This is a genomic window from Paracoccus fontiphilus (assembly GCF_017356265.1).
Classification (GTDB): domain Bacteria; phylum Pseudomonadota; class Alphaproteobacteria; order Rhodobacterales; family Rhodobacteraceae; genus Paracoccus; species Paracoccus fontiphilus.
The window spans coordinates 84,078-102,336 of sequence record NZ_JAFNAW010000003.1; the positions used below are offsets into that span (position 1 = coordinate 84,078).

The following is an 18,259-nucleotide window of genomic DNA, read 5'->3' on the forward strand; positions in this document are numbered from 1 at the left end:
ATAAGTTTGAGTAATGTATTGAAACAGCTTCCTTTGGTGCTATCTTCCAATAAAACCATACTGGAAACACCAAAGCCATGCTCCACAATGACTTGGATAGCCGGATAATCCGTGATCGGGTCGACCTGATCACCGCCTTCGACGAATGGCAGCGCGTCCGGGCCGAAGCCTTGTCCGACCTGAGCGGCACCATGGGCTATGAGGATCGATCCGGCCGTCAGTATCTTTATCGCCGCACATCACGCAACGGGGTGCGCTCCACCCGCAGTCTCGGCCCGCGTTCGAACGAAACGGATGCGATCCTCGCAGCCTTCACGCGCCGCAAGGCCGAGGCGGAAGGCAGGCTGGCCAGCCTGGCCCAAAGGATCGACCAGCTTGCGGCCGTGATGCGGGCCCTCAACCATCAACGGGTTCCAGGCCTGGCCGCGCGCCTGATCCGGCGGCTCAATGACAGTGATGCCACCGCGCGGTTTCGGATCGTGGGAACGCATGCCCTTTACGCCTACGAGGCGGCGGCATCCGTGACCTTCCAAGGCGAGATGGTCGCGACGGGGGATCTCGACGTGCTTGTCGACGATCGCGCCCCATTGAGGATCGCGATCGATGGAAACCGCAAGGGGTTCGAGGCCTTGGCGAAGTCGGTCGATCAATCGTTCGAGCAGCGGCAGAAAGGTGATTATCGGCTGACCAACAAGGACGGCTTCATGGTGGAGTTCATCCGGCCGGAAGCCCGGCCCGCCCACCGCCGAATGCCCGGTCAGACAAGCCGGATTGAAGGCGATGCCATACCCGCGCCCATTGTCGGTCTCGAATGGCTTGTCTCGGCGCCATCCTTTGCTGCCGTGGCCATCGACGACCGCGGCTACCCGGTGCGCATGACAACGCCGGCCCCCGCTATCTGGGCAGCCCATAAGCTGTGGATGTCAGAACGCGAGGACCGCGACCCCGGCAAGGCCCGGCGCGACAAGATCCAGGCCGAGGCCGTCCTCAATTTGCTTGCGCATCGCCTGCCGCAGGAACAGTTCGACCCAAAACGGCACAGCGCCCTTCCGAAAGCCGTCGCCGATCTGATGGCACGGCATGGCGGGGCGGGAAAGGCAGGAGGCATGACCCCAGGCTGGTAAGTCTCCGCTCACCTATGGGGATCAAGGGGGGGGCGGGCGGGATGACCCTGGCGACCGGTCTGGGGGCTGGCAGTCCAACAAGTCCGACATGTTTTTTCCGCACCACGGCGCACCCAGATTGTCTCTCCATTGTTTCCGTTTCGTCAGATTTTTGACCCACACCTCCACCGTGGTCACCTCGTCGAAGCAGGAGGAGGTTGTCATCTCATTGCAGGTCATGTTGCAGAACTGTTTCGGGCGGCGAATGGCCTCGTCTGCCGAGAGCAGGGTGATCTTCACGGTCGGGTTCGTTTCTGCGCAAAAATCATTGATCGCCGGAGCGCTTGAACCATGGACGGCATTGGCCTTCCGGGATGGCATGGCTCGGTCGGTGAAAGCGTGTGTTCGGAAAGAGACCGCGCAAGCGCGGCTTGGCCTGCTTGAAGCCCCGTCATGAGCCGACTGGAGAACGTTTGGTTCTTGGAGAAGGCAACTATGTGAGGTGATAGCCCGGCCGACGGAACCGTCGTCTGGCACTTTGCTCTTCCGGGTCGACGGCAAGCCGGACCTCCCCTTGCCCTGCCCCAACGACGGAGCGCCGCTCTCCTCGAGCAAGGATCCAATTGCCTGTCCTATGGAACACAGAGCGGAAAATGATCGCCCGACCTGTTTTCTAATGAAAACTTTTAAAGAAGCCGGGCAAAAACGCCCCCTTTGGGCGGATTTCTTCAAGCAAGTTTCGAAATACGAAAAGGACGGAAAGTTGATTATTTTTTCCGGGGAGATGAGCAAGAAATCACGCTTTGAGGAAATCGCATCTCCGCGAGGCGAGATTACCGTCGACAGCCTAAGTATCGAAGAAATTGCGGAGCCAATTCGAATGTGGCATCCGAAGGTAGAGTGCGAAACACCTTGGCTGGCGCTCCTTGTATACCGGGCCTGAACGGTGGCAAGGCATCCTTCATGTTTGCGTCTTCGTCTCCCGCAGCCAGGATGACCATCGCTGAGGCAACGTGTCTCCCCGCCATCACCCATACACCAGTTCGGGGCACACAGCCTCCCAGACCTCCCGGCGCAGATGGGCGCGGAACTCCTCCTTGTTATCAGTTTTCCGCCACCGCACCACGGCGCCGACCTCTCCCCGCAAGAACTTCAGACCCGCTGGCGGGGACCATGTCCGTGCCATACGCCCCAGAGCACGTCCCCGGGCATCGTGGATCAGCCACGCTCCTCCCTCGTTAACCACCCGCACGGGATCACCGACCAGGGCTTCCGTGATCGCCCGCAGCGAGGGATGATCCGCAGGCAGACGCCCTGCCCAGGACAGATCCACCGCCTTCAAGTTGGGTATCTGATACTGCGCCGTGGCCAACACCACGTCTTCCCTCTGGGGCGAGGCCTTCCGCCGGAGCGCATACTCTCCCCCCTGCTGTAGGAATGGGTGCGCCCCGTTCGCCATGATGCAGAGGCTGCGCCGCGCCCGTGTCATGGCGACGTAGAACAAGCGCCGAGGCGCATCGGCATCCTCGTTCTTCGAGGGAGCATCCCAACCACCGTTAAGGATCACCACATCGTCGAACTGCAACCCCTTGGCGCGATGGGCCGTCAGAAGCAGCAGACCCCGCTGTTCGCTCCGGATATCGCGGGCCCATTCCGCAAACCACTCGATGAGGTCGGGCACCGGCATGGTCTTGTCGGCAAGCTCCCGGGCCAGCGCGGCAATGCCTTCGGCAATCAGGTCGGTCCAGCGGTTCGATGGCAGCGTATTCACGGCATCGACCAGATCGCGGATGCCCGGAAGACGCGCGGGATCGCGCCGCAAGGTCTCGATGAAGCGCTGTGTCTCGCGCAGGCGCCAGACGCTGGGCGGGCTTTCATTGGCCATCTCCACCGGCAGCCCCAAGGCTTCCGCATAGGCGCGCACCGGCGCAAGGCGCTTCCAGTCGCGTGAGATGATCGCCGCTCGGGACCAACTCCAGTCTGGGTCCAGGCGCGACAGGCGCACGAGTTCATCGACGGCCGCGATGGCCTGCACCACATCGCCGGATGGACAATCCAGCACCTGCACCCGGCCATGGGCAACTGGATCAAGCTTTGCCATCTCGCCGCCGGGCGGATCCTTCCGGCGGTTTCGATCGACGCTGATGGCGTGATCGGCCTTCATCCGGTCCCTGGCCGGGGCGATGACCGTATTCGCCGCCTCGATGATATGGCAGGTGGAGCGATAGTTCTCGACCAGGAACTCGGGCCGCGCCCGGTAGTCCGCCTCGAACTGCCGGATGAAGCGGACGGAGGCGCCCGCGAAGGCATAGATGTTCTGGTCGTCGTCTCCGACCGCGAACAGGCTCAGCCGCAGGTCAGGATCTTCCAGCGACCGGCCTGCCACGGCGGCAATCAAGGCGTATTCCTCGGGTCCGATGTCCTGGTATTCGTCCACCAGGATCCAGCGATAGCCCTGGATCAGCGTTTCGCGCTGCGCCTCGGCCTCGGCCTTGCTCAGGCCCCCGCCGTTCAGAAGACGCACAGCCTCCCTGATGATGCCGTCGAAGTCATGGACCTCTGTGTCGGACCCGGCGAAGCTGGCGCCGACCAGCCGCATGGCCAGCGCGTGGCAGGTCGAAATCGTCACCATGCCCGCATCGTCACCGATCAGGTGGCGCAGGCGCGCCCGGACCTCGGCGGCGGCGTGCCGGTTGTAGGTCAACACCAGGATGCCGCGCGGATCCTCGCGCCGGACGCGGATCAGATAGGCGATGCGATGGACAAGCACGCGGGTCTTGCCCGAACCGGGACCGGCAAGCACCAGAACGCTGGTCTGCTCGCGGTCATCGGCGACGATCTTCTGCTGCACGGGGTTGTCCAGGGCCTCGACGATGGTCTTCCAGGAAGCGCCGGTAGTCTGGCGGCGGATTTCCATGGCCTTGCCGGGCATCCAGCGGCGCAGGAAGGCGTCGCGGTCCAGAACGAAATAGTCCTCTGACAGGCGCGAGGCCCGATCCATCGCGACAAGGCCCGTCTCGGCATAGGCGGCCATGACATGGGTCTGGACGGTCTGTTCGCTGTAATGTTCCTCCAGGGGGATGAAGTCCTTCTGCGTGAACGCGCCGCCCGCAATGTTCAGGTGAACCGTCATGGCGGGACGGAAGACGGTCAATCCCTTGCCAAGACTTACCACATCCTGTTCATGAAGCCACAGAAGGCTCCGCTCCATGACCCTTGTCATGTCCTTGATGCCACTGGCCCGCAGCAGCGCATCCGAGGTCAGCACGGACAGAAGGTCGCCCAGGGTGGCCTCGACCTGGATGTCCTTGCCCCGGACGCCCTTCGGAACCTTGCCCAGCAGATGAGCCAGCAACAGTTCGGCCGCCTGCCTGCGGATCAGGGTGGTCTGGTCCAGCACCTGCCAGGACCGCTGCAGCGCCACCAGGATCGTGTCGCGCGACGCCTTGCGCACCCGCAGGTTGCCCTGTCCCCCATCCTGGTCACGCCCGTCGCGGCCCATGCCGCGCACCAGCTTTTCCACGATGTCCGGCCGGACGCTCGCATGGCCCCCATCCCGAAGGCTCTGGCAGGCGACCGGCAGGTTCAGGGGAATGCCCCCAGCTCCCTCGGCATCGGGGGCAGCCTCGCGCAGCAGCGCGATCAGGTCGCGCTCGAGGGCAGAGGCCATCTGGAAGCGTTGTCGCGACTGACCCTCGACCCCATGATGAACGAACACCATCACCGCCACGTCGTTGCGCGCGATGCCCAACGCTTCCAGATCGGCCATGGCCTTGTTCAGTGCGCCCCCTTTCAGGCCGCTTGCCCCGCTCAACTCGTCGGTCGAAATGCCCTTGTCCCTGGGCGCGTTCATCAGGTGGCGCACGATGTCCAGAAGCTGCTTGCGCCGCGTCGCGGTCACCTCGGCCCTGGCCAGGATGGCCTCCGCCTCGGCCAGCGTGCGGACCCGCAGCGAGGACGGGAAGACCTGAACGCGGTTCTCTTCCCGCGACAGGAGGCTCGCCTCTTCGAGCCAGGACACGGCCGTCTTGACCCGGGTGTCGTCCGTGGCGCTGTCGCGCTCGAACTCCTGCTCGCGTTCGGCCCGCACGATCTCGGCGGCGGTGGCCACCACCTTGCCGGTCTTGCGTGTGCGCTCGTCCAGGCGGCGCAGGGCTTTCAGAATGGCGCCGATCTCGTGTCGTGCCAGCCGGGATCGCGCGGAGAGCGAAAACTGCCGCTCCACATCTTCGGCGGCGAACAGCAGGACGCAGTTGGCGTGATCGCGATCCCTGCCCGCCCGCCCGGCTTCCTGGAGGTAGTTCTCGAGCGAGCCCGGAATGTCGCCATGCACCACCAGCCGGATGTCAGGCTTGTCGATCCCCATCCCGAAGGCGTTGGTGGCCGCGATGATCCGCAGTTCGCCCACACGGAAGCGCTCCTGGATGTCGCGCTTCTCGTCCGGCGGCAGGCCCGCATGGAAGTGCTCGGCCGAGAGGCCTTGCTGCTTGAGAAAGCCTGCCACCCGCTCCGTCTCGCCTCGAGTGGCGCAGTAGACGACAGCACCCGAGGCGCCTTCCCGCGGCAGCTTCGCCTCGATCACATCGAGAATGTCGGCAAGCTTGGTGCCCTTCTGCGTGGGGCGCACCTCGAAGCTCAGGTTGGTGCGCACCGCGCCGCCATCCAGAAGCAGAAGCTCGACACCCAGCCGGGACTGGAAGTGATCGCGGATGTCGCGCACCACCTCGGGCTTGGCGGTGGCCGTCATGCACAGGACCGGCGGAGGCGGTTCGTCTCCGGCACTTTCCTTGATGAAGCGGCCGACATAGCGATAGTCGGGGCGGAAATCGTGGCCCCATTTCGAGACGCAATGCGCCTCGTCCAGAACCCAGAGCCCGATCTCGCGTTGCGCTAGGACGGAGCGGACCGACGTGCTGCGCAATTGCTCGGGAGAGATGAGCAGCATGGCCGCCTCGCCCATGCGCACCTTGTCGAGCGCGTCCTGGCGCTCGGGCATCGACAGCATGCCGTTCACCGTGACAGCCGCCGAGATGCCGGCGCGCTCCATGCCCTGCACCTGGTCGGCCATCAGCGCCACGAGGGGCGAGATCACCACGGTCAGCGCGCCGGTCTTGTCGAACTTCGACAGCGCCGGGATCTGGTAGCAGACCGACTTGCCGGTTCCCGTCGGCAGGATGCCCAGGATGCTGGCACCCTTCATCGCCTCCTCGACGATCCGTTCCTGGAGCGGACGACCTGCCTCATCCACGGGCTGCGGGCGGAAGGCCGCGAAGCCGAACCACTGCGACAGCGCGCGGACCGGATCGTTCTTTTCCCGGCACCATCCGCAGTCCTGATCCTCGCAGGCGGTATCCCGCAGATGCCGGACGATGAGCGCGGCCTCGCGGAACTGCGCCCGCACCCAGGGCGGCATCACGGAATCCGCGCCCGCGACCAGGATCCAGGACAGCGCGTAGGCCGCAGGCCATCCAAGATGGGCAGCCGCGATCCGCTCGGACACCTGCCTGATCCGGCGCCCACAGGCCCGACCGTTCAGAAGCCGCAGGATCGCTTCGCGCGCCGCGGCGGGCGGTGGTGCCTTGGCTTTCCTGACATGGCGGAACACGGCATCGAACCCGCCCGCATTGTCCATCCGGGTGGTGAGATAGTGATAGGCGGTCACCGCGTCAGGCTCGTCGCCGTTCAAGCGCTCAAGGGCGGCAAGCTGATTTTCGAGAACCTGGAAAACAAGCCGCGCGTCCAGTTCCGGATCGTTGACGTGCCCCGCCTGCAGCCGCCCTCCGTGGTGGTGCTTGACCAGGTGGTGGTAGGGGTTGCGCGGAAAGGCCAGCGGATTGAGCCAGAGGGTATCGATGGGGGACCGCGACAGTGCAGCAAGCTGCGGCCGGACCGCCAACAGATGCGGCAGATCGTGGCGCAGGATGTTGTGGCCGATCAGGTGGTCGGCATCGGCCGACGCTTTCTCCAGCCGATCCAGGGCAGGTTCCATGTCCCGACCCCTTGCCAGGATGGGGGGCCGATTATCGTGCCGGACAGCGGCAAGAGCGAAGATCCGGGCGGTTTTCGGATCGACTTCCAGATCAACCGACAAGCAACGGTGGAGAAAGGATCCGTGCAGGACGAGCATGGTCAAATGAATATCCGCAGGTCGGTCGGAGCGGTGAGCGATCATCGCCAGGACGACACAAGATCGTCAATATTCATTTAAGACGTAAGACAATGCAGCTTCAGCAGACCTTCCTGGCGCCAGACAATCTTTTGCATGTGTGACAGGAGTGTTCCGAATACGCTCTGTCGGCAAAGGAGAAAGCCCCGGCTCATCGAGCCGAGGCTATGCCGAATTGATCGGCCTTCTCGTCTAGATCCACATCCCCAAGGGGCTGCTTCTCCCATCCCCGCATGTGCGGGGCAAATCCACCTATTCGGTGGCAGCTAGCATAAAAGGCACAAGCCCTTTATCATTCTAAGCCGCCTATTCGGCGGTAAACGTCCTTGGTCCAATCCAAAGATCGGAACTCGGAACATCCCCACATGCATGGGGGCACCTCGATTTTTTGAGCTTTTCCACTCGCATGTAGCGGGCGGGGCGGCTTGAGACGGGGATGATACCGCCCGTCAGCATCCTTGCGCGCTATGGAGTCCTCAGCGCTCCGTCTGTCACGCGCAACATTTCCTGTCGCCCGACTTGATTTCCGCGCCCCGGGGTCAGCCCGGGCACGGGTTCAGGCGGCTCAACTGGCCGAGGCGGCGCATGTTGTAAGCCAGGTTCTTCATTCCGATCTTTGCCTTCGCCCGCACCATGCCGATCGTGCGCACCAGTGTGCCGCCCATGTCATTGGCTTGTGCGCCGAAGACATGCTCGACCCGCGCGCGAACCGAGGATTTGGTCCGGTTGCTGCTCATGGCCTGTTCGGTCAGCGGCTTGCCGCGCTTGCCCTTGCGGTGGATGTGGCTCTTCAGCTTCATGCTGCGCAGCTTGGCTTCCATCTCCTCGGACCGATAGGCGGGATCAGCCCAGACCCCCGCGCCGGTATTGCCCCGCGTCAGCAGGTGGTCCACCGCTTGGCTATCGTGCAGGGCGGCATCGCTGACATGGTAACGCCGCACCAGCTTGTGCTTCCTGTCCATGTTCACATGGTTCTTGTAGCCATAGTGAGATTTCCCGTGCTTCTTGGTCCAGCGGGCATCCGTATCCTTCTGTGACCGCTTGGCCGGTTTGTCCGCCCAATCCTCAGGCACCTCACCGTTCTTGATCGCCTTGTTTTCATCACGCGTATTATGGTTGCGCGGCACCGGGACGATGGAGGCATCGAGGATCTGCCCGCCCCGCGCAATGTAGCCCTGTCGCGCAAGATAGCCGTCGAACTGCTTGAACAGCATCTCCACTAGGCCTGCCTGCGCCAGCGCTTCGCGATAAAGCCAGACCGTCTTGGCATCGGGCACCCGGTCCTCAAGTCCGAGGCCGAGGAACCGCATGAACGACAGACGGTCGCGCACCTGATACTCGATCTGGTCGTCCGACAGGTTGTAAAGCGCGCCCAGAACCAGCGTCTTGAACATCAGCACGGCGTCCATGGGCTTGCGCCCCGCTGCTGACTTGCGCTCTGCAGCTGGCTTGCGCCAGACACCCTCCAACGTCGGGCGGAACTCCTCCCACGGCACAACGGCGTCGATCTCGATCAAGGGGTCCTTCTTGGCATCCAGGCTCGCGTAGCGGTCCGAAAGATCGAAAAAGCCCAACTGCGCCATCGTCACACCTCAGACCCCAAATGCCGCTGCGTTCATACCGCTGCCGCAAAGTCAGGGCAATTTTTCGAGGTGCCCATGGGCTAGCCAGAGGCGACACCCAGAATAAGGCCGGCTCTCGCGAGACTTATCTCGATGCGCTTGGCACAGGAGATTTATAAGGCTAGGAATCCCATTTTTCAATCGCGAAAAAAAGTAGAATCACTATCTTCTTCGCAAAGCCTATTTGTCAACGTTGTTCACTGTTCAAAAGCACGCTGAGGCTGGTCGGGCCATTTGCCGCGATTTCAAGTCAGCCGCAATATGGGCCGCCCGTCGTCCACTTTCGCGGCCGACGCCGCGCTCGCTTTGGTACAGTTTTCCCCAAGCGGCCTTCGCTTCCAAGGTGGAAGATGGCACGCAGACCATTCTAGGCCGAAACAATATTCACGTCCGAGTTCTCTCAATCCCCGGCACCCATTTAACGAACGTTCGATCTTCCGGAAGTTTAACCCTCGAAGGCGCGAGAACTCATCGCGGCGCTTCGCGACAGCAGGGCGGAAGCCCCGGTCCGGCTGGACCTTGATCCATTTCGAAGACGGGACAAGGATGATAAAGACAAACTCCATCACGAGTTGGACGCAAGGCGTGGCGAACTGTATCAGTGATACGGCCAAAGACCACAGCCGCGTGAAGATCGACGACGATGATCCTCTCGGCGTTGTTCTGGATGATCAAGACGAGGAGGAAGGGGAGTAGGCCGAGGAGACCAGGTTTCCTGCGGTCCTATCGGGTTCCTCAAGAGCAACAGATGGACACACTGACATCGGATCAGCGCAGCAAGCTAATGTCGCGTATCCGCGGCAAAGACACGAAGCCCGAGATGGTCGTTCGGCGCTTGCTGCACGGGATGGGATACCGTTACCGGTTGCATGCGAAAGAGCTTCCAGGAAAGCCCGACATTGTGTTCCGGCGACGCAGGAAAGCCATCTTCGTGCATGGATGTTTCTGGCACGGACACGAGGGATGCAAACTGGCCCGCATCCCGAAATCCCGCGTGGACTTCTGGATTGAGAAGATAGGGCGAAACGCGGAACGCGATGCCCGAGCGATCAAGGCGCTCGAAGATCGGGACTGGAAAACAATGACGATCTGGGAATGCGAAACGAAATCCCCTGACCTGGCGGACCGGCTGCGGTCATTCCTCGAGGTCTAGTTCCTCCGCGAGTTCCTCGGCTTCCTCATGCGCGATCCGCTCATCCGCGCGACGGATGCCATCGATGAACACCCGGAACACATCGTCCAGATTCTGATAAACACGTGTCCGCTCGAAGTGCCGGCGAATGTCTTCAAGGATCTCCTCCCGGGATCTGCCAGGCTCGTTTCCTTCGGCCCAGCGGCGACCTGGATGGAGAGTATCCCACGGAGATCGCTTGTTCGACCTGGTCTCAGCGCTATCCCCGTGCTTTCCAATGCCGAACATGATCTTCATCTCGTTGTTCCAAAGTGGCTGGAACACCCGGATGAGATGACTTTCGGCCGCGGCTTGAAACCCGCTCTGCACAGCCAGGGCGCGGCACTCGAAATCGGCGATGTCGAGATCGGCACCCTTTTCGATGCTTTTCCTGTGCTCGTCGAGGCGGGACCACAGCTTCGTCTCCTGTTCGACCACAGTCCTGGCACCGACCGGTGGATCGGCTTTGCCGACATAGATCGGAGTCTCTGTGCCCGAGATCGGAGCGTAGGGCTCGAAATCACCGGTGTAGTATATCGCGTAGACGCCGGCGCCATAGAATTTCCGCCCGCGGGCAAGCGGACGGCGATCTCGCGCGAGAAGCGCAAGCGCGACAAAATGCCCGATCAGCCGAGGGTCGCTGGGCTCGAAGATCGCGTCGGGCATCGCGATCTCGTCTATCGAGCGATCAAGCCTTTCCAAGGCTTCCTGCATTTCAGCGATGGTCACCCGGACCTTCTTTCGAGATGGTGTTGTGAACTCCGCATCCCGGATCGCGGCAACCATCTCTTCCAGAGCTTCCTGGACCTTCTCGACCTCCCTTACTTCAGGTCGCTTAGCCATTCGCCGCCTGCAGCTTACCTGCGACACCCTCGCCAACGACCCGCGCCAGTTCAGCAGGCACGGCGTTCCCGAGTTGCCGCATGCATTCTGTCCACGCCCCATGGAAGCGATAGCTGTCGGGAAACGTTTGAAGACGGGCGCTCTCGCGGACAGTGAAGTATCTCACGCTGCCATCCGCGCGGCGCAGCATGTTCTCGCCACCGGGAACGCCGTGGACACCCGCCTTCAGCGTCTTCGCGGGCTCGTCGAGGTAGCTCCCTGTGTGCCCTGGGTACGTCCGGGCGCCTGGCTGATACCGGTGCCCGTTCACCGCTTCGGCGCGACGGAAATGACGGGGATCCGGGAGGTCGAAGATGGCGTCACGTGTCGTGCGCCACGGCTTCGATCCCGGCTTCTCGTCTTTCGACAAGCGCTTCGCGATCTGCGCCGCGCGACCTTCAAGCCGCCTGTGGTCTCGAGGCACACCGTGGCGATCCCAATAGTCGCCGTAAACCTGATCCCACACCAATGCTTCTTGCGTGAAATCTCCATCATCGGGCGTCCATCGGGCGTCGATGTCGGAGCGGAAGCCAACAAAGACCACTCGCTCACGCCGCTGGGGCACACCGAAATCAGCGGCGTTCATCAGCTTCGTCACGACGTTGTAACACAGTCCTGATCGGTCGGTCGAGGTCTTGTGCTTGTGCAGCCTCTTCAGATGATCCGTCCAGTCCTCTTCCGGTCGAGCGACGACATCGGGGTATTCGAGTTGAAGATGAATATAGGAGAAATAGTCGTGGAAGCTGGCCCTCATCAGGCCTTTCACGTTCTCGAAGACGAACGCCTTCGGCCGTGCTTCCCGCACAGCGCGCACCGCCTGCGGAAACATGTCGCGCGTGTCGTCGTATGCCCGATGCCGTCCACCCAGCGAGAATGGCTGGCAGGGCGGGCCGCCCGAGATCAGATCGAGCCGGTCTTCGAACACCCGGAAGTCGACCTTCCGGACATCTCCTTCCTGAACGCGCCAAGCCGCCTGCAGATCCCCATCATCAAGTTGCGTGTGATTCTCACGAAGGGTGTCGCAGCACCAGCGGTTGAACTCGACAACAAGCTCCGGCACAAAGCCCGCCTGCGCGAGCCCGATCCCGAGTCCGCCGGCGCCTGCGAAGAGTTCTAGAGATTTGAAAGTCACGGCAGCATCGTAAGTTATTGGTTGTTCATTGCTACCCGCAATAAAGCCAGAACAAGTGCCGAACGGCAACAAGAAACAGCGACATCGTGTGAGATCTACAACCTCTCGCGCAAGATGTTGCGATGCGATAGCCACCACTTCTTTGCGGCTCAGCGTTCCAGTTTGCGCGAACTGGCCTAATGACCCGTCCCGCGGGTCGACGGCGCGGATGCCGTGCTTCGGGATGTCGATGATCCGCTCCTTTCTGGTCATAAGACCGATCCTGCCTTAATTCAGTGGCTGAAATATCAGCGTATGATGGAAAGTTCCTGTCGCAAACCATGCGCCACAGGAGACTAAGGCCTTCATGGTGAAGCTTGCGTGGCCGATCGAAAAGGAACCAATTCGGTGTGCCAGGCAGAGGTGCGAGCCCAAGAACAGCCCGCGCCACTGCCTGGAATGCTGTTCAACGTCCTGAAGATTACTCACTCGGCAAACCTTTCAAAGAGCCTCTTCGCCGGATCCACCTTTCCCACCAGCCCTTTCGTCTGTCTGCGCCGCTTGCCAGGATGATCCGCATGGCCGCCAGCGAGGGACAGGTACTTTTCGGATACCGGAGAGACCGGCTCGGGCGCGGGTACGGGCTCGCGCACCGGTTGCAGAAGCTTGAGCGCGCCCAGGTCGGTGTCGTCGTCGAGAAGCTGCCTGCGGATCTCGCGGCCAAGGATCTCCGCGATGAGCGACGGGACAGCGTTGCCCAACTGGCGCTGCGCATCCAACCTGCCGCACTCGAACTTGAGCCCGCCGGGCAAGGTTTGCAGACGGCACATCTCCCGCACGGAGAGTTTGCGGTTGTTCCAGTGGAATGGGCCGATCGCCGAACCGGGCTGCGCCTGGATCGTCCATGACGGCTGGTTCTTGGCCAGCTTGAGCAGGAAGCTCCAGTAGCGTGTGCGCCAGCCAAACAGCGGCAAGCCGCCATTGCGATTGGTGTGCCACAGGTAGTTCCGGCCCTCCGGGATCGAAGGGAGAAGTTCTCCCCACTTCCCCCCGACCGTTAAGGAAGGCTCGTTGGGCAGCGCCGGAAGGTCTCCGATGGCGTCCCATGCCGTCCGATACGGCTCAAGATGTCCGTCCGGCAGATTGGTGTTCTCGGGCGCGGTGTGCGTCGGGGAGGGAAAGTCAAAGCCCCGCCCCTCCCGGCTGCCGACCAGGAACACGCGTTCCCTGATCTGTGGCACACCATAATGGGCGGTGTTGATCGCCTTCCAAGCCACCTTGTAATTCGTGCCGCATTCCTCGTTGATGAGGGCGATGCCGCGCGCAAGGTGCTGGAAGCCCTCATCCTTGCCCTTGTAGATCAGCCCCGGAACGTTCTCCAGCAGGAAGGCCTTCGGCTGGAGGTCGCGCAGCACCCGCAGATAGGCCGTCAACGTGTCGGCGCGCGGATCGTCAAGGCGGAGCGAGTCCCCACTGACCCAGTAGGAAGACTTCGAGAACGGCTGGCAGGGCGGGCCGCCGATCAGCACGTCGGCCTCGCCGGCGGCAAGACCCGCCGTCTCCATGATTGTGCTGGAGGGGATGTCGTGAATGTCACCCTCAAGGACAGGCCAGTCCCGGTTCAGGCGCACGGTGCGGCAGGCTGCGGCGTCGTTATCGAGCGCCACGGCGGTTTCGAAACCGGCGGCTTCGAAGCCGAAGTCGAGACCGCCAACCCCGGTGAACAGACTCACCGCTTTAAGCATTAGTGGATTCCCTTCTAAGCTTTGGCGCCTGACGAGCGGCTTCCGCATCGCGGGCAGGCGCGCCATGGGACCTTGTCGCCAACATGGCCGCCCAGCCACTCATTTTCGCCGACGCTCAGCGCACTCGTGCCGCGCTTGGCGATACGCCGCGGCGGGCCATGCGGATGCCCGCGCTTCTGCTCCAGGTAGATGTTGTGTGGAAACCAGTCTCCGATGAGCTGGCGTCGGCAAGTCTGGCTGCGTGGGGAGGCGGGCGATCGATCAGGTGGAATTGCCCCATGAGGACGATCATGCCTGCGGGAAGGACATGCGACAGCCACCCCGCAGATTGCGGGTGCATCCATCGTTGGATCGACCGAAGCCTCCCCGATTGACGATCCGAGATCGTCCTGAGAAGGTCTGGACAATTTGCCGCTCGTCCATTTCTTTGCCTCGGCGGACCTAGTGTGCCATGGTCGCCCAGGAGGACGGGCCTGTGTTTCTGACGAGTGACTTATCCCGACAACATAGGGGATCGTCCCGCAGGTCGCGTTCCGCGCGAGGCATGGCTTTTCCCCAAGCTCGGGAACAAGAGGAGCCGCCTGGTCCTGCGTCACCGTGGCCCTTTGCGAATAGAGCGAGACGATCTCGGTTCGTGCCAAAGACGGCTGGACCGCACGCGCCGCCGCGGTAGCCAACGGCAACTGCTCCAAGCGCTCCCGCAGGTCACCCGCGCCACAGCCAACGGCGCGGATAAAATAATTCGAACTCCGCGAGTATCCCTTCAGGCTTTCCCTATTCTCGACAGCATCACAACCTGGGGGTGGCAACAGAGCCCCGGCCCTGCTGCCCACGCGGCGGATGATCACATCGGCGTCCTTGAGATCGGCCACAAACTCGAAATCCGGATGGACATCGGCTTGGCGCTGATCAACCCGTTTGTCGTCGCGGCGCTCCCAGACCTGGAACACGCAATTGACCCGGTGGACTGCCCCCTCGATCAGAAACGGCTCCTCCGGAAGGTCGATCTGACGGCATAAGTGGAAATGTGGGTCGATCCCGCGCTGCATGGAGGATTTCGCGAAGGACGCGGGCAGGATGAAGGCGATCACGTCGGCGAAGTGCGTTGCGTGCTGAATAAAGCGCTTCGCAATCCGCCCGCTCCTTCCGAAGGGCGGATTGCCCAGAACAATGATACGACCGTCATGCCGTGGCGCGGTGAAGGACAGAAAATCCGCCTCAGCGATCCCTGGCGCGTCCGGCGCGATATCGAGCGCGATCAAGCGCTCGGCCGGCAGATGCCGGCAGAACGCGCCGGCCCCGGCGGAGGGCTCCACGAAGAGATCGTCGGCGCTCAACCGGCATTCGCGCCAGACGGCACCAATGCACATGCGGGCGGTCGCGTCGGTCGTGTAGAACTTGTCGAGCGCTCTCGCGCACGCGGCTGTTTCATCTATCGTCATGTTTTAACACACTTCCCACAAGTAACCCGCCCCTTGATTCGACGGTTACCCCGGGAACAAGAAAAACCGAAACACAATCTGCGGGTGTATTGCGAAAAGCGCCCCTGCCTTAGCTGGTGACGCTGTGGAGCCATCTCCGGGAGGAGAACGACATGCTCCTTCGGCAGACCTGCGCCAGGCCGCTGACGCACGGAGCCGTCATGAGGCCACAACTGCCTGAGTCGGGGACCGCAAGTTCCCGTCGCCTAGTTCCGATCACCTAACCTGCAAAGAGATCCCTGTGCGGGTGGTTGCCTTTTCAGAGAGCGTAAGGACTAGGCTGCAACAGTCCATTCGCCTCAATGAGTCTTCGGTCCTCGATCGCCTTGGCGATCCCTGCGGTGATCCGTGCCTTGAGGCTCTTGCTGGTTAGCTTGAAGCCGAGCGTCCTGGCGTTCCCCCACTCACCAGTTGATCCTGTGCCGCCCAAAATTCACCCGCACGATCTCGACCGCGCCTGTGGCGATTTCTGAAGGGGGATCATCTCCGGTTTTCTGGCCCCTTCCTACTTCGCTGTGGGCGCCCAGCCGGATAGCAGATCAGCGACTTCGCACAGCAGCCTATGTGCTTGAAGCAGGCGTAGCGCACACCATCTGGGAAAGCGAGCTACGCTCGCGCAAACAGGCCGGACATCTGAGAGCAAGCGATTTTGTTAGAAGTCTGCTACCATCCTTACAAGCAGGGGGCCGTCCACATCTGCTATCTGTACTAAACTGATTCATTTTAAAAAAAACTCCGGAAATTCTGCGATCAAAATAAATCTGCAAACTTGTCTGGCCGACAATCAATCATCCTCTATCTGAATTGTTGATTTTGTCTGACACAATCTCTAGTTTATTGCACATGCAGCACACGACTTTTGACTAACCCGACGGCGTTTCATCAAGACTTAGCCACGGATTTTGGGAGCCAGCTTGCTGGCGGTCCAACGGTCCAACGGTCCAACACCTTTTTCGAGCACCTGTGACTCAACGGCAAAGGAGGTTGGCCATGATGACGGACGATTTCAATCGCGACGGGATCTCGCCTGCAAGCGAGGAGAGCGTTAGGGAGAGCCGCAATACTTCCGAAACGGAAGAGCACTGCAACCTCCCCGTTCCCCTTGCTGGTTTGCAGACGAAAGGGACTGAAGCCACTTTCGATCCTATTCAGGAATTCATGCAACAGGTCCGGGAAGCGCTTCCGTTCGGTTATGCCGTGGATGAAGAAGAGCAGGTCATCTTCAACGACGACAATCCGAGCGGCGTCTGTGGTCTCTTCCGACCAGTGCTGCGTCTGCGTGATCCGCATTCGGGAAGCAAGTGGGCCCTCCAGCTCGAGTTTCTTGATCCCGACGGCAAGCTGCGCACTCGGGTCTTCGAGGAAACCGATGTATTCGGAAAGGGGCAATACCTTCAGGAGCTTCGAGGTCATGGCTTTTACATCGGTCCTTTATCGACGGAGGTGACCCGGCTTCTGCGATATTGGCTGCGTCGTTCGCCCCCCGCGAAAGGATGGCGAGTCGAACGGACGGGCTGGCTGACCAATCCGGGAGAGCCGGAAGTCTACGTTCATCTGGATGGCAGGATCGGGGCAGATCGCGACCATGCTGGCCAGGAGATCGTCCTTGTCGGGGCACGCCGGGACGAGGTGAACGGCACCCTTGAACAATGGTCCGTGGACATCGCGGCCACGGCGGTCGGCAACCCCCTTATGATTTTCGTCATCGCGGCGTCTCTTGCGGGGCCCTTCATGAAACCGGCTGACCTGCAAACGATCGTGTTCAACCTTTATGGCCGGTCGTCTTCTGGCAAGTCCCTGCTCCTTCAGATTGCCCAAAGCTGCTGGGGCAATCCGGCAGGGGTTCGCTGCTGGTCGGAAACCTCCGCGCGCATGACCGAGCTCAGAGCCTTAGGCAATGATGGGCTGTTGGCCTGTGACGGGTTCCCGGTAAACCCATCCTCCAAGGATCTCGTGGCGCTTGCGGCCCTTGAGCAGGACAGTCACTTCACCGAGGTCGATGGCCGACACCGAAGCCTCGTTCTGATGAGTGGTGAGATTTCGACCCAGTCCATCTTCCGCCGCCGCCGCAAAACACCTTCCGAAGCGCTCCAGACCCGTGTTCTGGATATCTCCGTCGATGGAGGTGCATATGGTGCCTTCGATGATCTTCGGGGCCAGAAAGGCCCGGACGCACTGGTCGCCCTCCTACAAAAGGGAATAGCTGCCAATCACGGGCATGCAGGCCCGGCGATGATCAGGCTGCTGATCGAAAATCACGACCACTGCACTCACAACCTGTCCCGCTGGATGGCCAACTTCGTGAGAGAGGAATTGAAAGCGCGCGGCTTGGACGGCTCCAATATGGTCTTCGTTCAGCACTTGAGGCGCTTTGCCCTGGTGTCTGTCGTCGGGGAGATGGCGATCAAATGGGGACTGCTGCCCTGGCCATCCGGCACGGCCCATCAGGCTGTCCGTGATGTTGTTTCCGTCTGGCAGGCCGCATCAGCTCAAGGTGAGTTCGGCGAGGCGCTTCACCGGCTTATGGCCTTCCTGAGGAAACGTGAGGGCGATCTTCCCTGGGCGGGAATCACGCCCTTTCCCGAGGACCATCCCGCGGGGTATCAGGATGCCGATTACTATTATGTCAGGCCGGAGCTGTTTCGCGACGAAGTCGCCGATGATCCTGATGAACTGGAGGCGCTTGATCGTGCGGGCATTCTCGCGAACGGTGGAGAGCAACGGTCGCATCAATACAAGATGGGTGCGACGCAGTGGCATAAACGCCCACGCGTTTACAGGATATCCAAGGATCGCCTCGCCAGAGGTTCTCCTACAAAAACGTGTGATAAAAATGCAAGAAGGGAAGACTTCTATCATCGCGGGCCCCTGTCCTGACGCTGGGAAACCCAGGAGCCGCCATGATCTTGGCGGCTCTTTTTCCAATCACAGAAGATATCTTCGAAGATCCAGCTCCCATTGTCCGTCAGAAGACATCA

At 61.5% G+C, this 18,259-nt stretch carries 12 protein-coding genes; 6 read left to right on the forward strand and 6 right to left on the reverse strand.

Annotated elements, in window-relative coordinates; all coding sequences use genetic code 11:
* The first annotated feature begins 77 nt into the window (after nucleotides 1–77).
* From J0F76_RS02340 to J0F76_RS02350, 3 genes are all read left to right on the forward strand, one after another.
* Nucleotides 78–1,124, forward strand: a complete 1,047-nt coding sequence (locus J0F76_RS02340) for a GSU2403 family nucleotidyltransferase fold protein (protein WP_207465276.1) — start codon at nucleotides 78–80, stop codon at nucleotides 1,122–1,124.
* Nucleotides 1,125–1,275: 151 nt separating this feature from the next.
* Nucleotides 1,276–1,560 (forward strand): hypothetical protein, encoded by a 285-nt coding sequence (locus tag J0F76_RS02345; RefSeq protein WP_207465278.1) that lies wholly within the window; start codon nucleotides 1,276–1,278, stop codon nucleotides 1,558–1,560.
* A 117-nt stretch (nucleotides 1,561–1,677) separates the two neighbouring features.
* On the forward strand, nucleotides 1,678–2,046 hold the full coding sequence (locus J0F76_RS02350; RefSeq protein WP_207465280.1) for a hypothetical protein: 369 nt from the start codon (nucleotides 1,678–1,680) through the stop codon (nucleotides 2,044–2,046).
* A gap of 84 nt (nucleotides 2,047–2,130) precedes the next feature.
* Here the strand turns inward: J0F76_RS02350 and J0F76_RS02355 are convergent, their stop codons facing one another.
* Both J0F76_RS02355 and J0F76_RS02360 read right to left on the reverse strand, forming a co-directional pair.
* Nucleotides 2,131–7,092, reverse strand: a complete 4,962-nt coding sequence (locus J0F76_RS02355) for a RecQ family ATP-dependent DNA helicase (RefSeq protein WP_242689939.1) — start codon at nucleotides 7,090–7,092, stop codon at nucleotides 2,131–2,133.
* 716 nt (nucleotides 7,093–7,808) lie between these two features.
* A complete protein-coding gene (locus J0F76_RS02360; RefSeq protein ID WP_207465282.1) occupies nucleotides 7,809–8,852 on the reverse strand; it encodes an IS5 family transposase in 1,044 nt (347 codons plus the stop codon).
* Between the two features lie 558 nt (nucleotides 8,853–9,410).
* On the opposite strand from J0F76_RS02360, the gene J0F76_RS02365 reads away from it, so the two are divergent.
* Both J0F76_RS02365 and J0F76_RS02370 read left to right on the forward strand, forming a co-directional pair.
* Nucleotides 9,411–9,587 (forward strand): hypothetical protein, encoded by a 177-nt coding sequence (locus J0F76_RS02365; RefSeq protein WP_207465284.1) that lies wholly within the window; start codon nucleotides 9,411–9,413, stop codon nucleotides 9,585–9,587.
* A gap of 52 nt (nucleotides 9,588–9,639) precedes the next feature.
* A complete protein-coding gene (locus tag J0F76_RS02370; protein ID WP_207465293.1) occupies nucleotides 9,640–10,044 on the forward strand; it encodes a very short patch repair endonuclease in 405 nt (134 codons plus the stop codon).
* Here J0F76_RS02370 and J0F76_RS02375 read toward each other — a convergent pair.
* From J0F76_RS02375 to J0F76_RS02390, 4 genes are all read right to left on the reverse strand, one after another.
* On the reverse strand, nucleotides 10,027–10,905 hold the full coding sequence (locus tag J0F76_RS02375; protein WP_207465295.1) for an Eco29kI family restriction endonuclease: 879 nt from the start codon (nucleotides 10,903–10,905) through the stop codon (nucleotides 10,027–10,029). The genes J0F76_RS02370 and J0F76_RS02375 overlap by 18 nt on opposite strands.
* Complete coding sequence (locus J0F76_RS02380) at nucleotides 10,898–12,328, reverse strand: DNA cytosine methyltransferase (RefSeq protein ID WP_207465298.1); 1,431 nt, start codon at nucleotides 12,326–12,328, stop codon at nucleotides 10,898–10,900. The genes J0F76_RS02375 and J0F76_RS02380 overlap by 8 nt, the downstream gene beginning before the upstream one ends.
* Nucleotides 12,329–12,540: 212 nt before the next feature.
* Nucleotides 12,541–13,866: a DNA cytosine methyltransferase gene (locus J0F76_RS02385; protein ID WP_207465300.1), complete on the reverse strand. Its 1,326-nt coding sequence runs from the start codon at nucleotides 13,864–13,866 to the stop codon at nucleotides 12,541–12,543.
* Nucleotides 13,815–15,242 carry a hypothetical protein gene (locus J0F76_RS02390; RefSeq protein WP_207465303.1) on the reverse strand — a complete coding sequence of 476 codons (1,428 nt, stop codon included), beginning with the start codon at nucleotides 15,240–15,242 and terminating at the stop codon, nucleotides 13,815–13,817. The genes J0F76_RS02385 and J0F76_RS02390 overlap by 52 nt, the downstream gene beginning before the upstream one ends.
* Before the next feature lie 1,029 nt (nucleotides 15,243–16,271).
* Here J0F76_RS02390 and J0F76_RS02395 point away from each other — a divergent pair.
* Nucleotides 16,272–18,158: a DUF927 domain-containing protein gene (locus tag J0F76_RS02395; RefSeq protein ID WP_207465305.1), complete on the forward strand. Its 1,887-nt coding sequence runs from the start codon at nucleotides 16,272–16,274 to the stop codon at nucleotides 18,156–18,158.
* The last annotated feature ends 101 nt before the right edge of the window (nucleotides 18,159–18,259 follow it).